At 70.0% G+C, this 16,480-nt stretch carries 10 protein-coding genes; 6 read left to right on the forward strand and 4 right to left on the reverse strand.

The features are described 5' to 3' along the window. The first annotated feature begins 226 nt into the window (after nucleotides 1-226). A complete protein-coding gene (gene lepA / locus AQJ46_RS11020; protein ID WP_059205382.1) occupies nucleotides 227-2,095 on the forward strand; it encodes a translation elongation factor 4 in 1,869 nt (622 codons plus the stop codon). A gap of 232 nt (nucleotides 2,096-2,327) precedes the next feature. Next, complete coding sequence (locus tag AQJ46_RS11025; protein ID WP_059205383.1) at nucleotides 2,328-4,202, forward strand: AMP-dependent synthetase/ligase; 1,875 nt, start codon at nucleotides 2,328-2,330, stop codon at nucleotides 4,200-4,202. A gap of 77 nt (nucleotides 4,203-4,279) precedes the next feature. On the opposite strand, the gene AQJ46_RS11030 is transcribed toward AQJ46_RS11025, so the two are convergent. Both AQJ46_RS11030 and AQJ46_RS11035 read right to left on the reverse strand, forming a co-directional pair. After that, complete coding sequence (locus AQJ46_RS11030; protein WP_059205384.1) at nucleotides 4,280-4,828, reverse strand: response regulator; 549 nt, start codon at nucleotides 4,826-4,828, stop codon at nucleotides 4,280-4,282. 13 nt (nucleotides 4,829-4,841) lie between these two features. Then, nucleotides 4,842-8,972: a HAMP domain-containing protein gene (locus AQJ46_RS11035; protein ID WP_208616911.1), complete on the reverse strand. Its 4,131-nt coding sequence runs from the start codon at nucleotides 8,970-8,972 to the stop codon at nucleotides 4,842-4,844. A 102-nt stretch (nucleotides 8,973-9,074) separates the two neighbouring features. Between AQJ46_RS11035 and AQJ46_RS11040 the strand changes: the two genes are divergently transcribed. Both AQJ46_RS11040 and hemW read left to right on the forward strand, forming a co-directional pair. Continuing rightward, the gene (locus AQJ46_RS11040; RefSeq protein WP_208616912.1) at nucleotides 9,075-11,057 is read left to right on the forward strand and encodes an ATP-binding SpoIIE family protein phosphatase; all 1,983 of its coding nucleotides are present in this window, start codon (nucleotides 9,075-9,077) and stop codon (nucleotides 11,055-11,057) included. 31 nt (nucleotides 11,058-11,088) lie between these two features. Next, the gene (gene hemW / locus AQJ46_RS11045; protein ID WP_059205386.1) at nucleotides 11,089-12,321 is read left to right on the forward strand and encodes a radical SAM family heme chaperone HemW; all 1,233 of its coding nucleotides are present in this window, start codon (nucleotides 11,089-11,091) and stop codon (nucleotides 12,319-12,321) included. Between the two features lie 125 nt (nucleotides 12,322-12,446). On the opposite strand, the gene AQJ46_RS11050 is transcribed toward hemW, so the two are convergent. Together AQJ46_RS11050 and AQJ46_RS11055 are read right to left on the reverse strand one after the other, a co-directional pair. Continuing rightward, nucleotides 12,447-13,259 (reverse strand): DUF3097 domain-containing protein, encoded by an 813-nt coding sequence (locus tag AQJ46_RS11050; protein ID WP_059205387.1) that lies wholly within the window; start codon nucleotides 13,257-13,259, stop codon nucleotides 12,447-12,449. Between the two features lie 34 nt (nucleotides 13,260-13,293). Continuing rightward, on the reverse strand, nucleotides 13,294-14,022 hold the full coding sequence (locus tag AQJ46_RS11055) for an MBL fold metallo-hydrolase (RefSeq protein WP_059205388.1): 729 nt from the start codon (nucleotides 14,020-14,022) through the stop codon (nucleotides 13,294-13,296). A 150-nt stretch (nucleotides 14,023-14,172) separates the two neighbouring features. Here AQJ46_RS11055 and hrcA point away from each other — a divergent pair, with 150 nt between their 5' ends. Next, nucleotides 14,173-15,189 carry a heat-inducible transcriptional repressor HrcA gene (gene hrcA, locus AQJ46_RS11060; RefSeq protein ID WP_057615852.1) on the forward strand — a complete coding sequence of 339 codons (1,017 nt, stop codon included), beginning with the start codon at nucleotides 14,173-14,175 and terminating at the stop codon, nucleotides 15,187-15,189. Next, nucleotides 15,190-16,329 carry a molecular chaperone DnaJ gene (gene dnaJ, locus AQJ46_RS11065; protein WP_007381949.1) on the forward strand — a complete coding sequence of 380 codons (1,140 nt, stop codon included), beginning with the start codon at nucleotides 15,190-15,192 and terminating at the stop codon, nucleotides 16,327-16,329. Nucleotides 16,330-16,480: the final 151 nt, after the last annotated feature.

The following is a 16,480-nucleotide window of genomic DNA, read 5'->3' on the forward strand; positions in this document are numbered from 1 at the left end:
GCCAGGAGGATTCCCACGAAGGGAAACCCAGGGTCCCGTACCAGGTGATTTCTCGGAGTTGTGCCTCGCGCTGAGAGGGCATGAGGACACAGCCACTCAGAGTACCAGCGGCTCCGCGACTGGCCCAAACCGGTCGCCGGTCCCCACCCGTGGGACCATGGAGGCTACGTATCGATCCGACCCGAGACCGCAGACACTGCGGACGCCTCAAGAATCAGGACCCTGCGTGCCCGCGATCCCCAGCCACGTGCCCGAGCCGAGCCGTACCGACCCGGCTCTGATCCGCAACTTCTGCATCATCGCGCACATCGACCACGGCAAGTCCACGCTCGCCGACCGGATGCTCCAGCTGACCGGCGTGGTCGAGCAGCGCCAGATGCGTGCTCAGTATCTCGACCGCATGGACATCGAGCGTGAGCGCGGAATCACGATCAAGTCGCAGGCGGTGCGTCTGCCGTGGGCCCCGACCCACGACAAGACCAACACGCACATCCTCAACATGATCGACACCCCGGGACACGTCGACTTCACCTACGAGGTCTCGCGGTCGCTCGCCGCCTGTGAGGGCACCGTCCTCCTCGTCGACGCCGCCCAGGGCATCGAGGCCCAGACCCTCGCCAACCTCTACCTGGCGATGGAGAACGACCTCAAGATCATCCCCGTACTGAACAAGATCGACCTGCCGGCCGCCCAGCCGGAGAAGTTCTCCGAGGAACTCGCCAACCTCATCGGCTGCGACCCCGCGGACGTGCTCAAGGTCTCCGCCAAGACCGGGCTCGGCGTCGAGGCGCTGCTCGACAAGGTGGTGGCGGAGGTTCCCGCCCCGGTCGGCGTCCAGGACGCCCCGGCCCGCGCGATGATCTTCGACTCGGTCTACGACTCCTACCGGGGCGTGGTGACGTACGTACGAGTCATCGACGGACAGCTCAACAAGCGCGAGCGCATCCGGATGATGTCCACGAACGCCACGCACGAGCTGCTGGAGATCGGGACCAACTCGCCGGAGATGCTCTCCGCCGACGGTCTCGGTGTCGGCGAGGTGGGCTACATCATCACCGGAGTGAAGGACGTCCGCCAGTCCAAGGTCGGTGACACGATCACCACCCTGAACAAGGGGGCGACCGAGGCGCTCGGCGGCTACAAGGACCCCAAGCCGATGGTCTTCTCGGGCCTGTATCCGCTGGACGGCTCCGACTACCCCGAGCTGCGCGACGCCCTCGACAAGCTCCAGCTCAACGACGCCGCCCTCGTCTACGAGCCGGAGACCTCCGCCGCCCTCGGCTTCGGCTTCCGCGTCGGCTTCCTCGGCCTGCTGCACCTCGACGTGATCCGGGAGCGGCTGGAGCGCGAGTTCGGCCTCGACCTGATCGCCACGGCCCCGAACGTGGTCTACCGCGTCCTCATGGAGGACGGCACCGAGCACACCGTCACCAACCCGAGCGAGTTCCCGGAGGGGAAGATCAGTGAGGTGTACGAGCCCGTCGTACGCGCCACGATCCTCGCCCCGTCCGAGTTCATCGGCTCGATCATGGAGTTGTGCCAGACCCGGCGCGGCACCCTGCTCGGCATGGACTACCTGTCCGAGGACCGGGTCGAGATCCGCTACACGCTTCCCCTCGCGGAGATCGTCTTCGACTTCTTCGACCAGCTGAAGTCGAAGACGCGCGGCTACGCGTCGCTGGACTACGAGCCCACCGGCGAGCTGGCCTCCAGCCTGGTCAAGGTCGACATCCTGCTGCACGGCGACAAGGTGGACGCGTTCTCCGCGATCACGCACAAGGACGCGGCCTACGCCTACGGTGTGCGGCTCGTCGCCAAGCTGCGCGAGCTGATCCCGCGGCAGGCCTTCGAGGTGCCCATCCAGGCCGCCATCGGCTCCCGGGTCATCGCCCGCGAGACCATCCGCGCCATCCGCAAGGACGTCCTCGCCAAGTGCTACGGCGGTGACATCTCCCGTAAGCGGAAGCTGCTGGAGAAGCAGAAGGAAGGCAAGAAGCGGATGAAGATGGTGGGTTCCGTGGAGGTTCCGCAGGAGGCCTTCATCGCGGTGCTCTCCAGTGATGACAGCGCGGGGTCGGGCAAGGGCAAGAAGTAACCGCGGGTTACAGCCGGTTACCCGTCGAATCGGACGGAAAGGGGTCCGTCGTGCGAAAGTGCGGTGGACCCCTACGCGTGCGTAGGGTCGCGCTCTGTACGAAGTGACAGGCCGCCGCCCCTTACGAACGGGTCGGCCGCGCTTTACTCTGATCCCTGCTCGATAGTTACTCGCGAGTTAAACAACAGCCGCAACCTGAGCCAGCCGCATTGTCGCGGGCCCGGAGGATGTCGTGAGCGACACACAGACACTGATCGAGAACCGTCCGCCGAGTGTGGCGACCGTCTTCCTGGAGCGCGTTGCGGCCACGCCGGACGCCGAGGCGTACCGGTACCCGGTACCGGCGGCCTCCGGGCAGGGCCCGGACGACTGGAAGTCGCTCAGCTGGGCGCAGGCCGCGGAGCGGGTGTACGCCATCGCGGCCGGGCTGATCGAACTGGGAGTACAGCCGGAGCAGCGAGTCGCCCTCGCCTCCTCGACCCGGATCGAGTGGATCCTCGCGGACCTCGGCATCATGTGCGCCGGCGCCGCCACGACCACGGTCTACCCGCAGACCAACGCCGACGAGTCGGCGTTCATCCTCTCCGACTCCGAGAGCCGGGTGCTGATCGCGGAGGACGCGGCCCAGCTCGCCAAGGCGGTCGAGAAGCGCGGCGAACTGCCCGCCCTCACCCACGTCGTGGTGATCGACCCGGCCGGTGTCGAGACCGCCGACTGGATCCTGACCCTCTCCGAGCTGGAGGCCCGTGGGGCCGCCCGCCTCGAGAAGGACCCCGAGCTGATCAAGGAGCGGGTCGGCGCGATCACCAAGGACCAGCTCGCGACGCTGATCTACACCTCCGGCACCACCGGACGTCCCAAGGGTGTGCGGCTGCCGCACGACAACTGGGCCTACATGGCGAAGGCGACCGCCGCGACCGGCCTGATCAGCAGCGAGGACGTGCAGTACCTGTGGCTGCCGCTCGCCCACGTCTTCGGCAAGGTGCTCACCTCCGGGCAGATCGAGGTCGGTCACGTCACCGCCGTCGACGGCCGCGTCGACAAGATCATCGAGAATCTGCCGGTCGTGCAGCCGACGTACATGGCGGCCGTCCCGCGCATCTTCGAGAAGGTCTACAACGGGGTCGCCGCGAAGGCCCGTGCGGGCGGCGGCGCCAAGTACAAGATCTTCCAGTGGGCCGCCGAGGTCGGCCGCGCCTACGCCAAGGAGAGCCAGGACAACTTCCGGCGCACCGGCACCGCGGGTGCGTCCTTCGGGCTGAGCGCCAAGCACAAGGTGGCCGACGCGCTGGTCTTCTCGAAGATCCGCGAGGCGTTCGGCGGGAACCTGCGGGCGTGTGTCTCCGGGTCCGCCGCGCTCGCCCCCGACATCGGGTACTTCTTCGCCGGCGCCGGCATCCACATCCTCGAGGGCTACGGCCTGACGGAGTCCTCGGCGGCCTCCTTCGTGAACCCGGGCGAGGCCTACCGCACCGGTACGGTCGGCAAGCCGCTGCCCGGCACGGAGGTCCGTATCGCGGATGACGGGGAGATCCTGCTGCGCGGCCCGGGGATCATGGAGGGCTACCACGGTCTGCCCGAGAAGACCGCCGAGGTTCTCGAGGCCGACGGGTGGTTCCACACCGGGGACATCGGTGAGCTGTCGCCCGACGGGTATCTGCGGATCACCGACCGCAAGAAGGACCTCATCAAGACGTCCGGCGGCAAGTACATCGCGCCCGCCGAGGTCGAGGGGCAGTTCAAGGCGGTGTGCCCGTACGTGTCCAACATCCTGGTGCACGGGGCGGACCGGAACTTCTGCACGGCGCTCATCGCGCTGGACGAGGTGTCCATCCTGGAGTGGGCCAAGGAGAACGGGCTCGAAGGGAAGTCGTACGCGGAGGTCGTCGCCGCGCCCGTCACCGTCTCCATGGTCGAGGGCTATGTGAAGCAGCTCAACGAGGGGCTTCAGCGGTGGCAGACGATCAAGAAGTTCCGGTTGCTGCCGAGGGATCTGGACGTGGAGCACGGTGAGATCACGCCGAGCCTGAAGCTGAAGCGGCCGGTGGTGGAGCGGGAGTACAAGCACCTCATCGAGGAGATGTACGCGGGGTCTCGGGAGGCGTAGCGCGTAAGCGGGAGGGTGGTGGGGGCTGCTGGGCGGCCGCGGGTTCGTCGTGGCTGGTCGCGCAGTTCCCCGCGCCCCTAAAATCGCCCCAGAAGCTGACGTAGCTCTCTCACCTGGGTGCGCTGGGGATCGGCCAACTCGGTCTCCAGCGCGGCCAGTTGCTTGTTCACCTCCTCGTAGTCCGCCCGTTGTCGCGCCAGCAGACTCTCCAACTGCTGCTTCTTCCTGTGCAGTTCCAGGAAGACGCTCACCTTTGCCCTCAGCACCCAGGGGTCGAACGGCTTGGTCAGATAGTCCGCGGCGCCCGTGGCGTAGCCGCGAAAGGCGTAGCCGGAGTCGTCCTCCGCGCCCGTGAGGAAGATGATCGGGACGTCCTTCGTCTGGTCCAGGCGTTTGATGTGCGCCGCCGTCTCGAAGCCGTCCATGCCCGGCATGCGGACGTCCAGGAGGACCAGGGCGAACTGGCGGCGGAGCAGGGCCTTCATCGCCTCCTCGCCCGAACGGGCGCGGAACAGTGGTTCGTTGAGGGATCCCAGGACGGCCTCCAGGGCGATCAGGTTGTCCTCCATGTCGTCGACCAGGAGGATGCCTGCGCTCTCGTCGGTCCTTGCCTCGGCGCTGCTCATGTGACTGCCTCATTCAGTCGTCGGTGGGCGGGACCACCGCTTCCTCGACGTCGGTCCGCTCCTCCGTCCGAGCGCCCTCGGGGTCCAGAAGTGCCCAGACGACGGTCAGCAGCTGGTCGACGTCCACCGGCTTGGGTACGTAGTCGTTGGCGCCGCGCGCGATCGACTTCTCTCGGTCTCCGGGCATCGCCTTCGCGGTGAGCGCGACGATGGGCAGACCGGACCAGCGCGAGGTGCGCCGGATGGCGGCGATGGTCTCGTAGCCGTCCATCTCCGGCATCATGATGTCCATCAGCACGAGTTCCACATCCGGGTTGCGCTCCAGGGTCTCGATGCCCTCGCGGCCGTTCTCCGCGTACAGCACCGGCATGCCGACCCGGCCCAGCACATGGGTGAGGGCGAAGACGTTGCGGATGTCGTCGTCGACGATCAGCACCCGGCGTCCGGACAGCACCTGTCCCGCCCGGCCCGCCGTCCACGCCTCCAGCTTGGTGGGGGCCGGCCATGAGTCCTCGGCGTCGTGGGCGGTCGGGTAGGGCTCGGTGGACAGGTCCTCCGGGGCCGGCACGAGACGGTCCTCGGCGGTCGGGCCGGTCGCCGAGTGGCCGGGGCTGACGACGGGGACGTAGAGCGTGAAGGTGGAGCCCTTGCCGGGTTCGCTCTCCGCGACGATACGGCCGCCCAGCAGGCCCGCGATCTCCCGGCTGATGGACAGACCGAGCCCCGTGCCGCCGTACTTGCGGTTGGTCGTGCCGTCGGCCTGCTGGAACGCCTCGAAGATCACCGGGAGTTTCTCCCGCGCGATGCCGATGCCGGTGTCGGAGACCGCGAAGGCGACCACGTCGTCGCTGTCGCGGACGTACACGTGCTCGGGGTCCTTGATGCGGTTCACGCGCAGCTCGACCTGGCCGCCGGCGGTGAACTTGATCGCGTTGGAGAGCAGGTTGCGCAGGATCTGCTGGAGGCGCTGCTCGTCCGAGTACATCTCGCGCGGCACGTCCTCGCCCACCGCCACCTCGAAGGCGAGCCCCCGGTCCAGGGTGAGCGGGCGGAAGGTCGCGTGGACGTAGTCGAGCAGCTTGATGAGCGGCAGCTTCTTCGGGCGGACGTCCATCCGGCCGGCCTCGATCTTCGACAGGTCCAGGATGTCGTTGATCAGTTGGAGCAGGTCCGAGCCCGACCGGTGGATCGTCGTCGCGAACTGCACCTCCTGGTCGGAGAGATGGCCGTCGGGGTTGTCGGAGAGGAGCCTCGCCAGGATCAGCAGGGAGTTCAGCGGCGTGCGCAGTTCGTGCGACATGTTCGCCAGGAACTCCGACTTGTACTGCGACGAGGTGGCCAACAGGGCGGCCTTTTCCTCCAGTTCCGCATTCGAGCGCTGCAACTCCGCCTGCTGCTTCTGGAGTTCGTCCGAGCGCTCCTGGAGCTGCATCGCCAGGCGCTGGGACTCGCCCAGCAGGGACTCGGTGCGGGAGTTGGCGATGATCGTGTTGATGGCGACGCCGATGGTGTTCACGAACTGGTCGAAGAAGGCCAGGTGGACATCGGAGAAGCGGGAGAAGGACGCCAGCTCGATCACGCCGAGGAGTTTGTCCTCGAAGAGGATCGGGATGATGACGACGCTGCTCGGGGCGGCCTCGCCGAGCCCGCTGTTGATCTTGATGTAGTCCGGTGGGGCCTCCTCCACCAGGATGCGCTTCTTCTCACGGGCCGCCTGGCGCACCAGGCCGTGGACCGGCATGCCACCGGTGTCGACGGTCGCGCCCTGCGCCGAGCCGTAGCCCGCGATGAACGCGAGCCCCTTCGCGGGAACGGTGGTGCGCAGAGCGGCGCCGTCCTCGTCCGGGTCGGCCAGGAAGAACGCCCCGTACTGGGCGTTCACCAGCGGGGTGAGCTCGCGCAGGATCAGGTCGGCGACCTCCATCAGATCCCGGTGGCCCTGCATCAGGGCGGCCAGGCGAGCGAGGTTCGACTCCAGCCAGTCCTTGGCCCGGGTCGTCTCGCGGAGGTTGGCCACCATCAGGTTGATGTTGTCCTTGAGCTCGGTGACCTCGCCCTGGGTCTCCACGGTGATGGCGCGGGACATGTCGCCCTGGGCCACCGCGGAGGCGACCTCGGCGATCGCCCGGACCTGGGTGGTCAGGTTGGACGCCAGTTCGTTGACGTTGGTCGTGAGCCGCTTCCAGGTGCCGTACACGCCCTCGACCCGTGCCTGGCCGCCGAGTTGGCCCTCGGAGCCCACCTCGCGGGCCACGCGGGTGACCTCGGAGGAGAAGGAGGAGAGCGTGTCGACCATGGTGTTGATGGCGGTCTTCAGCTCCAGGATCTCGCCGCGCGCGTCCACGTCGATCTTCTTGGAGAGGTCGCCGTTGGCCACGGCCGTGGTGACCTGGGCGATGTTCCGCACCTGTGACGTCAGGTTGTCGGCCATGTAGTTGACGTTGTCGGTCAGGTCCCGCCAGACCCCGGAGACACCCAGCACCTGGGCCCGCCCGCCGAGCCGGCCGTCGGTGCCGACCTCGCGGGCCACGCGGGTGACCTCGTCGGCGAAGGCCCGCAGCTGCTCCACCATCGTGTTGACGGTGTCCTTGAGTTCGAGGATCTCGCCGCGGGCGTCGACCGTGATCTTCTTCGACAGGTCGCCGTTGGCCACGGCCGTGGTGACCTGGGCGATGTTCCGCACCTGCGACGTCAGGTTCAGGGCCATGAAGTTGACGTTGTCCGTCAGGTCCTTCCAGACCCCCGACACGCCCCGCACCTGCGCCTGACCGCCCAGGTTTCCTTCGGTGCCGACCTCGCGGGCCACCCGGGTGACCTCGTCGGCGAAGGCGGAGAGCTGGTCCACCATCGTGTTGATGGTCGACTTCAGCTCGAGGATCTCGCCCTTCGCCTCGACGGTGATCTTCTTGCCGAGGTCGCCCTGGGCCACCGCCGTCGACACCAGCGCGATGTTGCGGACCTGCGAGGTCAGGTTGTCCGCCATGAAGTTGACGTTGTCGGTGAGGTCCTTCCAGACGCCACTGACACCGCGCACCTGAGCCCGCCCACCGAGGTTGCCCTCGGTGCCGACCTCGCGCGCGACCCTCGTCACCTCGTCGGCGAAGGCGGAGAGCTGGTCGACCATCGTGTTGATGGTGGACTTCAGCTCCAGGATCTCGCCCTGCGCGTCGACCGTGATCTTCTGGGACAGGTCGCCGTTGGCCACGGCCGTGGTGACCTGGGCGATGTTCCGCACCTGTGACGTCAGGTTCGACGCCATGAAGTTGACGTTGTCCGTCAGGTCCTTCCAGACCCCCGACACCCCGCGTACCTGCGCCCGGCCGCCCAACTGCCCCTCGGTGCCGACCTCGCGGGCCACCCGGGTCACCTCGTCGGCGAAGGCCGAGAGCTGGTCGACCATCGTGTTCACGGTCAGCTTGAGTTCGAGCAGCTCGCCCGTCGCCTCGACCGTGACCGTACGGGTCAGGTCGCCGCGGGCCACCGCCGTGGTCACCAGGGCGATGTCCCGGACCTGCGCGGTCAGCCGGGACGCCATGGTGTTGACCGCCTCGGTCACGTCCCGCCAACTGCCCGACAGGCCCGTCACCTTGGCCCGTCCGCCCAGCCGCCCCTCGGTGCCGACCTCGCGGGCCACCCGGGTCACCTCGCCGGTGAACAGGGAGAGCTGGTCGACCATCTTGTTCACGGCCCGGCCGAGACGTCGTAGATCACCGCGCAGCTGCCGGTTGCCGTCGTGCAGATCGACCCGCTGGGTCAGATCGCCGCCGGCCACCGCGTCCAGGACCCGGGTCGCGTTGGCGGCCGGGGCCACCAGGGCGTCGAGCAGCTGGTTCACGTCGTTCACCCGGGAGGCCCACGACCCCTGACCCGGGCTGGGGGAGAGCCGCTCGTCGAGTCGGCCGTGCCGCACCAGTTCCCGCTTCACCCGGTTGACCTCGCCGGTGAAGTGGATGTTGCGGTCCACCAGCTGGTTGAAGACGGCCGTCAGTTCGGCCACGATCCCGTCCCCGGACTCCGGCATCCGGCGGAAGTCGCCGTCCCGGGCCGCGGTCATCGCGGCGAGCAGAGGACGCAGGTCCGATGCTCGCATCCGGTCGGCATTCTGTCCGTCTTCGAGCACAGGCGTACCACTGTTCTCACTCATGGCGGCCCACTTCGGTAACTCGGCGCTTATGGGCGTGGCCAGTCTGTCACTCTGTCCGCATCGACCGAGGTGTATTCGTCCGAACTGGTTCGGGAGACGGACATGGGGGCCATTCCTGCGCAACGGGAGTCCGCTGCCCGTGCGTCCGACGTGCCGACGCGCGACGGTGACGCGCTCCCGCACGCCCACGCCACTCTTCCCGGCGGTCCGCTCGCGCCGGGCTCGGCGCGGGCCCTGTTACGGGCCGCGTTCACCGAATGGGCCGAACTCGCCCTGCCCGGAACCGAGTTCCTCACCGACCGGCAGGCCGACGACGCCGTGGTCGTGGTCAGCGAGCTCGTCACCAACGCCGTCATCCACGCGGGGACCGACGTCGAGCTCGACTGCCGCCTGGAGGCGCACACCGGGGCCCTCGTCGTCGAGGTCCTCGACCACCATCCCTCGCGCGCTCCCCGCGACGGTGACCCCGAACCGTCGTACGGCACACCGGAGTACGGACGCGGGCTGCGCCTGGTCGCCGCGCTCGCCGAGACCTGGGGCATCACCTACCGCACGGGCGCCAAGACCGTGTGGGCGCAGCTGCCGGCCGGAGGCAAGGAGGCCCTCGACGGGATCCAGGCGTACGCCGGGGACCGCGCACGTGACCGGGCGCTGCGGGTCGCCGGGATACTCGCCCCGGAGCCGCCCCCGTCCCGGGCCCCGGTCTCGCCCGCGCCCGTCGCTCGCGGTGGGCAGGACCGGGACTGGCTGAACCGCGGTGCGCTGTCCTTCCTCGCCGAGGCCTCCGACCTGCTCGCCGGCCAGCTCGACGAGAACCTGGTGGCCGCCCTCGCCGGCCAGCTGATCGTGCCGCGGCTGGCCGACTGGTGCGCGGTGTGGCTGGAGGACGAGGTCGCCGGGCGCTGGGGGTCTCCTCGGCCGGGCGAGGCCGAGAGCGGGACGGGCTGGGGCGAGGGCGGTGTGTCCGGGCCCCGGCTGGCCCGGGTCTGGCACTGCTCCGAGACCCGGATCGAGGATCTGCGGCAGGCCCTGGAGAAGGAGCCGCCGGGCACCTCGGGGCCGGACCATCCCGGGCCCGTGCCGTTCCCCTGGCCCGGTGCGGCACTGGGCCCGCACGGCACGCACGGCTCCGCGCTCGCCTACCGCCTCACGGCGGGCGGCCGCCCGCTGGGCACGCTGGTCATCGGCCGGGCCGGGCTTGTCTCCTTCCCCGACGAGATCACCGGGCTCGTCGAGGACCTCAGCCGCCGGGTGGCGCTCGCCATCGGCGCGGCCCGCCAGTACGCGCGCCAGGCCACCATCAGCGCGGTGCTCCAGCGCGGTCTGCTGCCCGGCGCGGTCGCCGAGATCCCCGGGGTGCGCAGCGCCCTGGTGTACGAGCCGTGCGACAAGGGCGGGCCCAGCGGCGACTTCTACGACCTCTTCCCGGCCGGTGACGGCCGCTGGTGCTTCGCCGTCGGTGACGTGCAGGGCAAGGGCCCCGAGGCCGCCGTGGTCATCGGCCTCGCCCGGCCCTGGCTCCGGCTGCTGGCCCGCGAGGGCTACCGCGTCGCCGACGTCCTCGACCGCCTCAACCAGCTGCTCCTCGACGACGCGACGGAGGCCGCGGACGCGGCGGCGCGGGCCCTGGCCTCCGCGGGCGGCCGCCCCATGAACCCCGGCGACGGCCCGCAGACCCGCTTCCTGTCCCTCCTCTACGGCGAGCTCGCGCCCTTCGACGGCGGAGTGCGCTGCACTCTCGCCTCCGCCGGACATCCGCTGCCGCTGCTGCTCGGATCGGATGGCGAGGTCCGCACCACCGCGCGGCCGCAGACCCTGCTCGGGGTCGTCGAGGACGAGACGTACACCAGTGAGACCTTCGAGCTGAAGCCTGGTGACAGCCTGCTGTGTGTCACCGACGGGGTGACCGAGCGGCGCAGCGGCTCCCGGCAGTTCGACGACGAGGACGGGCTCGCGGACGCGCTGGCCGGGTGCGCGGGGCTGGACGCCGAGCTGATCGCGGAGCGGATCAAACGGCTGGTCCACGAGTTCGGGGCGCGGCCGCCGGAGGACGATCTGGCGCTGCTGGTGCTGCAGGCGGAGTAGGTGTCCGCCGGGGTGCGGGACAATGAGGGACATGCCTTCCGCACTCCCCGACGGCGAACCCGTCCCCGACGACGGCTCACTCCCCGCGTCCGCGCTCACCGGGTCCGCCGACCGCCCGCTCGGCTTCTATCTGCACGTCCCCTACTGCGCGACCCGCTGCGGCTACTGCGACTTCAACACCTACACCGCGACCGAGCTGCGCGGTTCGGGCGGGGTGCTGGCCTCCCGCGACAACTACGCGGAGACGCTGGTCGACGAGATCCGGCTGGCGCGGAAGGTCCTCGGTGACGACCCGCGCCCGGTCCGTACGGTGTTCGTCGGCGGCGGTACGCCCACGCTGCTGGCCGCCGGGGATCTGGTACGGATGCTGGGGGCGATCCGTGACGAGTTCGGGCTGGCCGCGGACGCGGAGGTCACGACCGAGGCGAACCCGGAGTCGGTGGACCCGGCGTACCTGGCCGAGCTGCGGGAGGGCGGCTTCAACCGGGTCTCCTTCGGGATGCAGAGCGCGCGCCAGCATGTGCTCAGGGTGCTGGACCGTACGCACACACCCGGGCGGCCGGAGGCGTGCGTGGCGGAGGCGCGGGCGGCGGGGTTCTCGCATGTCAACCTGGATCTGATCTACGGCACGCCCGGAGAGTCGGACGACGACTGGCGGGCGTCCCTGGAGGCGGCGATCGGGGCCGGACCGGATCACGTGTCGGCGTACGCGCTGATCGTCGAGGAGGGCACCCAGCTGGCCCGCCGTATCCGCCGGGGCGAGGTGCCGATGACGGACGACGACGTGCACGCGGACCGGTATCTGATCGCGGACTCGGTGCTGGCGGAGGCCGGTTTCGACTGGTACGAGGTGTCGAACTGGGCCACGTCCGAGGCGGGCCGGTGCCTGCACAACGAGCTGTACTGGCGGGGCGCGGACTGGTGGGGGGCCGGGCCCGGGGCGCACTCGCACGTGGGCGGGGTGCGCTGGTGGAACGTGAAGCATCCTGGCGCGTACGCGGCGGCGCTGGCCTCCGGGAAGTCTCCGGGGGCAGGGCGTGAGCTGCTGTCGGACGAGGACCGGCGGGTCGAGCGGATTCTGCTGGAGCTGCGGCTGCGGGAGGGTGCGCCCCTGTCGCTGCTGCGCGAGGAGGGCCTGGCCGCCTCTCGGCGTGCGCTGGGGGAGGGCCTGCTCGAGGAGGCGCCCTACGGGGAGGGCCGGGCTGTACTGACGCTCCGGGGGCGGTTGCTGGCGGACGCGGTGGTGCGGGATCTGGTGGATTAGGCGCCTGGTGGGGGTGACGCGTCGGGTTGTGTGGCGGCTGCGGGTTCGTTGTGGCTGGTCGCGCAGTTCCCACCGGCCCGCAGCCGTACGACCCGCCCGCCCCGCAGACTCGCCGCGCGTATCCGCTACGGCGCCGTGACGAAGTCGATCAGTTCCTCCACCCGGCCCAGCAGCTCCGGCTCCAGGTCCTTGTAGGAGCCCACCCGCTTCAGGATCGCCTGCCACACCGCGCCCGTGTTCTCCGGCGGCCAGCCCAGCGCCCGGCACACGCCCGTCTTCCAGTCCTGGCCGTGCGGTACCCGGGGCCATGCCTCGATGCCCAGGGAGGACGGCTTCACCGCCTCCCAGATGTCGATGTACGGATGGCCGACGACCAGGGCGTGCTCGCTCGTCACCTCCTGTGCGATGCGCCACTCCTTGGTGCCGGGGAGCAAGTGGTCGACCAGGACGCCGAGGCGGGCGTCCGGGCCGGGCGCGAACTCGGCCACGATCGACGGGAGGTCGTCCACGCCCTCCAGGTACTCCACGACCACGCCCTCGATGCGCAGGTCGTCGCCCCAGACCTTCTCCACCAGTTCCGCGTCGTGGCGGCCCTCGACGTAGATACGGCCCGCGCGGGCCACGCGTGCGCGGGCGCCGGGGACGGCCACCGAGCCGGACGCGGTACGGGTGGGCCGTACAGCAGCGCCCGAAGCGCCCGACGGCTTCACCAGCGTCACCACCCGCCCCTCCAGGAGGAAACCGCGCGGCTCCAGCGGGAACACCCGGTGCTTGCCGAAGCGGTCCTCCAGCGTCACCGTGCCCGCCTCGCAGCGGATCACCGCGCCGCAGAAACCCGTCCCCGGTTCCTCGACCACCAGGCCGGGCTCGGCGGGGACCTCCGGCACCGGCTTGGGCTTCTTCCACGGAGGGGTCAGGTCGGCGGAGTACTGGCGCATTCGGATGACGATAGGAGAAGCGGCGCGGGAGTCATCACGACACGCCGAAGCGGGCCGCCAGCGCGTCCCGCTGCGCCCGGACGAACGCCGCGTCCACCACCGCTCCGTGACCGGGCACGTACAGCGCGTCCTCGCCGCCCAGGTCCAGCAGCCGGTCCAGCGCGGCGGGCCAGTGCGGCGGTACGGCGTCCGGGCCCGCCTGCGGTTCGCCTGACTCCTCGACCAGGTCGCCGCAGAAGACGACCTCCGGGGAGCCGGGGACGAGGACGGCGAGGTCGTGGGCGGTGTGGCCGGGGCCGACGTTCGCCAGCAGCGCCTGGCGGCCGCCGCCCAGGTCGAGCGTCCACTCGCCGGAGACGTGGTGCCGGGGCGAGACGAGGGCGTCCACCGCCTCGTCGGCCACCTCCGGGTCCAGTCCGTTGCGCAGCGCGTCCGCCCGCAGCTCCGCACGGCCGAGCCGTCCCCTCAGCACCGTCTCCACGCCCACCGCGCCGAACACCTCCGCCCCCGCGAACGCCGCCGCCCCGAAGACATGATCGAAGTGGGGGTGGGTGAGCGCGAGATGGGTCACACGATGGCCGGCGAGTTCCTCGGCCTGTGCGCGCAGACGGGCGCCCTCCGCGAGGCCGGAGCCGGAATCGATCAGCAGGGCCGTCCCCTCGCCGATCACCAGGCCCGCCGTGCAGTCCCAGCCGGGCAGCCGGCACCGCCCCACCCCGGTCGCGACCCGCTCCCACCCCAGCTCTTCCCAAGTCACCGTCATACCGCGACGCTAGCCCTACAACGCGTCACGCCGGGACCAGCCTTGCCCAGGGACTACCCCACCGCCGTACACTGGCCGGGGAGCGCTGGCACTCGGACGGACAGAGTGCCAGGCGAGGCGCCAAGGGAACGACCTCTGGAGGTGTGCGCGATGCTGAGTGAACGCAGGCTCCAGGTGCTGCGCGCCATCGTCCAGGACTACGTCGGCACCGAGGAGCCGGTCGGGTCGAAGGCCCTGACCGAGCGGCACAACCTCGGCGTCTCCCCGGCGACCGTGCGCAACGACATGGCGGCCCTGGAGGACGAGGGGTTCATCGCCCAGCCGCACACCAGTGCCGGGCGGATCCCGACCGACAAGGGCTATCGGCTGTTCGTCGACAAGCTGGCGGGCGTCAAGCCGATGACCGCGCCGGAGCGGCGCGCCATCCAGAACTTCCTCGACGGCGCGGTGGACCTCGACGACGTCGTGGCCCGGACCGTGCGGCTGCTCGCGCAGCTGACCCGGCAGGTCGCCGTCGTGCAGTACCCGTCCCTGACCCGCTCGACCGTGCGGCATGTGGAACTGCTCTCGCTCGCCCCCGCGCGTGTGATGCTCGTGCTGATCACGGACACCGGCCGGGTCGAGCAGCGCATGGTCGACTGCCCGGCGCCCTTCGGGGAGGCCTCGCTCGCCGATCTGCGGGCCCGGCTCAACAGCAGGGTCGCGGGGCGGCGGTTCGCCGATGTGCCGCGGTTGGTCGAGGACCTGCCCGAAGGCTTCGACGTCGAGGACAGGGGTACGGTCACGACAGTGCTCTCCACCCTTCTGGAGACACTCGTCGAGGAGAACGAGGAGCGGCTGATGATCGGCGGCACCGCCAATCTCACCCGCTTCGGACATGACTTTCCCCTCACCATCCGGCCCGTCCTGGAGGCTCTGGAGGAGCAGGTCGTCCTCCTCAAACTCCTTGGCGAGGCGGGGGATTCGGGCATGACCGTACGCATCGGTCACGAGAACGCCTACGAGGGACTCAACTCCACTTCAGTGGTGTCGGTCGGCTACGGTTCGGGCAACGAGGCAGTCGCCAAGCTCGGCGTGGTCGGACCGACCCGCATGGATTACCCGGGAACGATGGGAGCGGTACGCGCAGTGGCACGGTACGTCGGACAGATCCTGGCGGAGTCGTAAGTGGCCACGGACTACTACGCCGTTCTCGGCGTGCGCCGCGACGCGTCGCAGGATGAGATCAAGAAGGCGTTCCGTCGGCTCGCACGCGAGCTGCATCCGGACGTCAACCCGGATCCGAAGACCCAGGAGCGGTTCAAGGAGATCAACGCCGCCTACGAGGTGTTGTCGGACCCGCAGAAGAAGCAGGTCTACGACCTCGGCGGCGACCCGCTCTCGCAGGCCGGCGGCGGTGGCGCGGGCGGCTTCGGGGCCGGTGGGTTCGGGAACTTCTCGGACATCATGGACGCGTTCTTCGGTACGGCGTCGCAGCGGGGTCCGCGCTCGCGCACCCGGCGCGGCCAGGACGCGATGATCCGCCTCGAGATCGAGCTCGACGAGGCGGCCTTCGGCACCACGAAGGACATCCAGGTCGACACGGCGATCGTCTGCACCACCTGCAGTGGTGAGGGCGCGGCGCCGGGTACCTCCGCCCAGACGTGCGACATGTGCCGCGGCCGCGGTGAGGTGTCGCAGGTGACGCGGTCCTTCCTGGGCCAGGTCATGACGTCCCGGCCGTGCCCGCAGTGCCAGGGCTTCGGCACCGTGGTCCCGACCCCGTGCCCGGAGTGCGCCGGCGACGGCCGGGTCCGCTCGCGCCGCACGCTGACCGTGAAGATCCCGGCCGGTGTGGACAACGGCACGCGGATCCAGCTCGCGGGTGAGGGCGAGGTCGGTCCCGGTGGCGGTCCCGCCGGTGACCTCTATGTCGAGATCCACGAACTCCCGCACTCGCAGTTCCAGCGGCGCGGCGACGACCTGCACTGCACGGTCACGCTCCCGATGACGGCGGCGTCGCTCGGCACGAAGGTGCCGCTGGAGACGCTGGACGGCATGGAGGAGGTCGACATCCGGCCCGGTACCCAGTCCGGCCAGTCGATCCCGCTGCACAGCCGGGGCGTCACCCACCTGCGCGGCGGCGGCCGGGGCGACCTCATCGTCCACGTCGAGGTCCAGACCCCGACCAAGCTGGACCCCGAGCAGGAGCGCCTGCTGCGCGAGCTGGCGAAGCTGCGCGGCGAGGAACGGCCCACGGGGCAGTTCCAGCCGGGGCAGCAGGGGCTGTTCTCCCGGTTGAAGGATGCGTTCAACGGTCGTACGTGAGCTGTGGGACGACTGCCGGGGGTCCGGGGGTCGTCCCCCGGGCAGCCACAGTCAGCCCGGTCAGCAGGGGCTGTTCTCGCGGTTGAAGGACGCGTTCAACGGTCGTACGTGAGCTGGCGAAGGCCCGATTCGGACTTGTTCGGAGGACGTG

Source organism: Streptomyces canus (assembly GCF_001514145.1).
Lineage (GTDB): Bacteria > Actinomycetota > Actinomycetes > Streptomycetales > Streptomycetaceae > Streptomyces > Streptomyces canus.

What these genes read in the sequence shown, in the direction of transcription:
- AQJ46_RS11030 (WP_059205384.1), bottom strand. Translation starts at nt 4,828, where the DNA reads ATGAGCAGCGCCGAGGCAAGGACCGACGAGAGCGCAGGCATCCTCCTG.
- AQJ46_RS11035 (WP_208616911.1), bottom strand. Translation starts at nt 8,972, where the DNA reads ATGAGTGAGAACAGTGGTACGCCTGTGCTCGAAGACGGACAGAATGCC.
- AQJ46_RS11040 (WP_208616912.1), top strand. Translation starts at nt 9,075, where the DNA reads ATGGGGGCCATTCCTGCGCAACGGGAGTCCGCTGCCCGTGCGTCCGAC.
- hemW (WP_059205386.1), top strand. Translation starts at nt 11,089, where the DNA reads ATGCCTTCCGCACTCCCCGACGGCGAACCCGTCCCCGACGACGGCTCA.
- AQJ46_RS11050 (WP_059205387.1), bottom strand. Translation starts at nt 13,259, where the DNA reads ATGCGCCAGTACTCCGCCGACCTGACCCCTCCGTGGAAGAAGCCCAAG.
- AQJ46_RS11055 (WP_059205388.1), bottom strand. Translation starts at nt 14,022, where the DNA reads ATGACGGTGACTTGGGAAGAGCTGGGGTGGGAGCGGGTCGCGACCGGG.
- hrcA (WP_057615852.1), top strand. Translation starts at nt 14,173, where the DNA reads ATGCTGAGTGAACGCAGGCTCCAGGTGCTGCGCGCCATCGTCCAGGAC.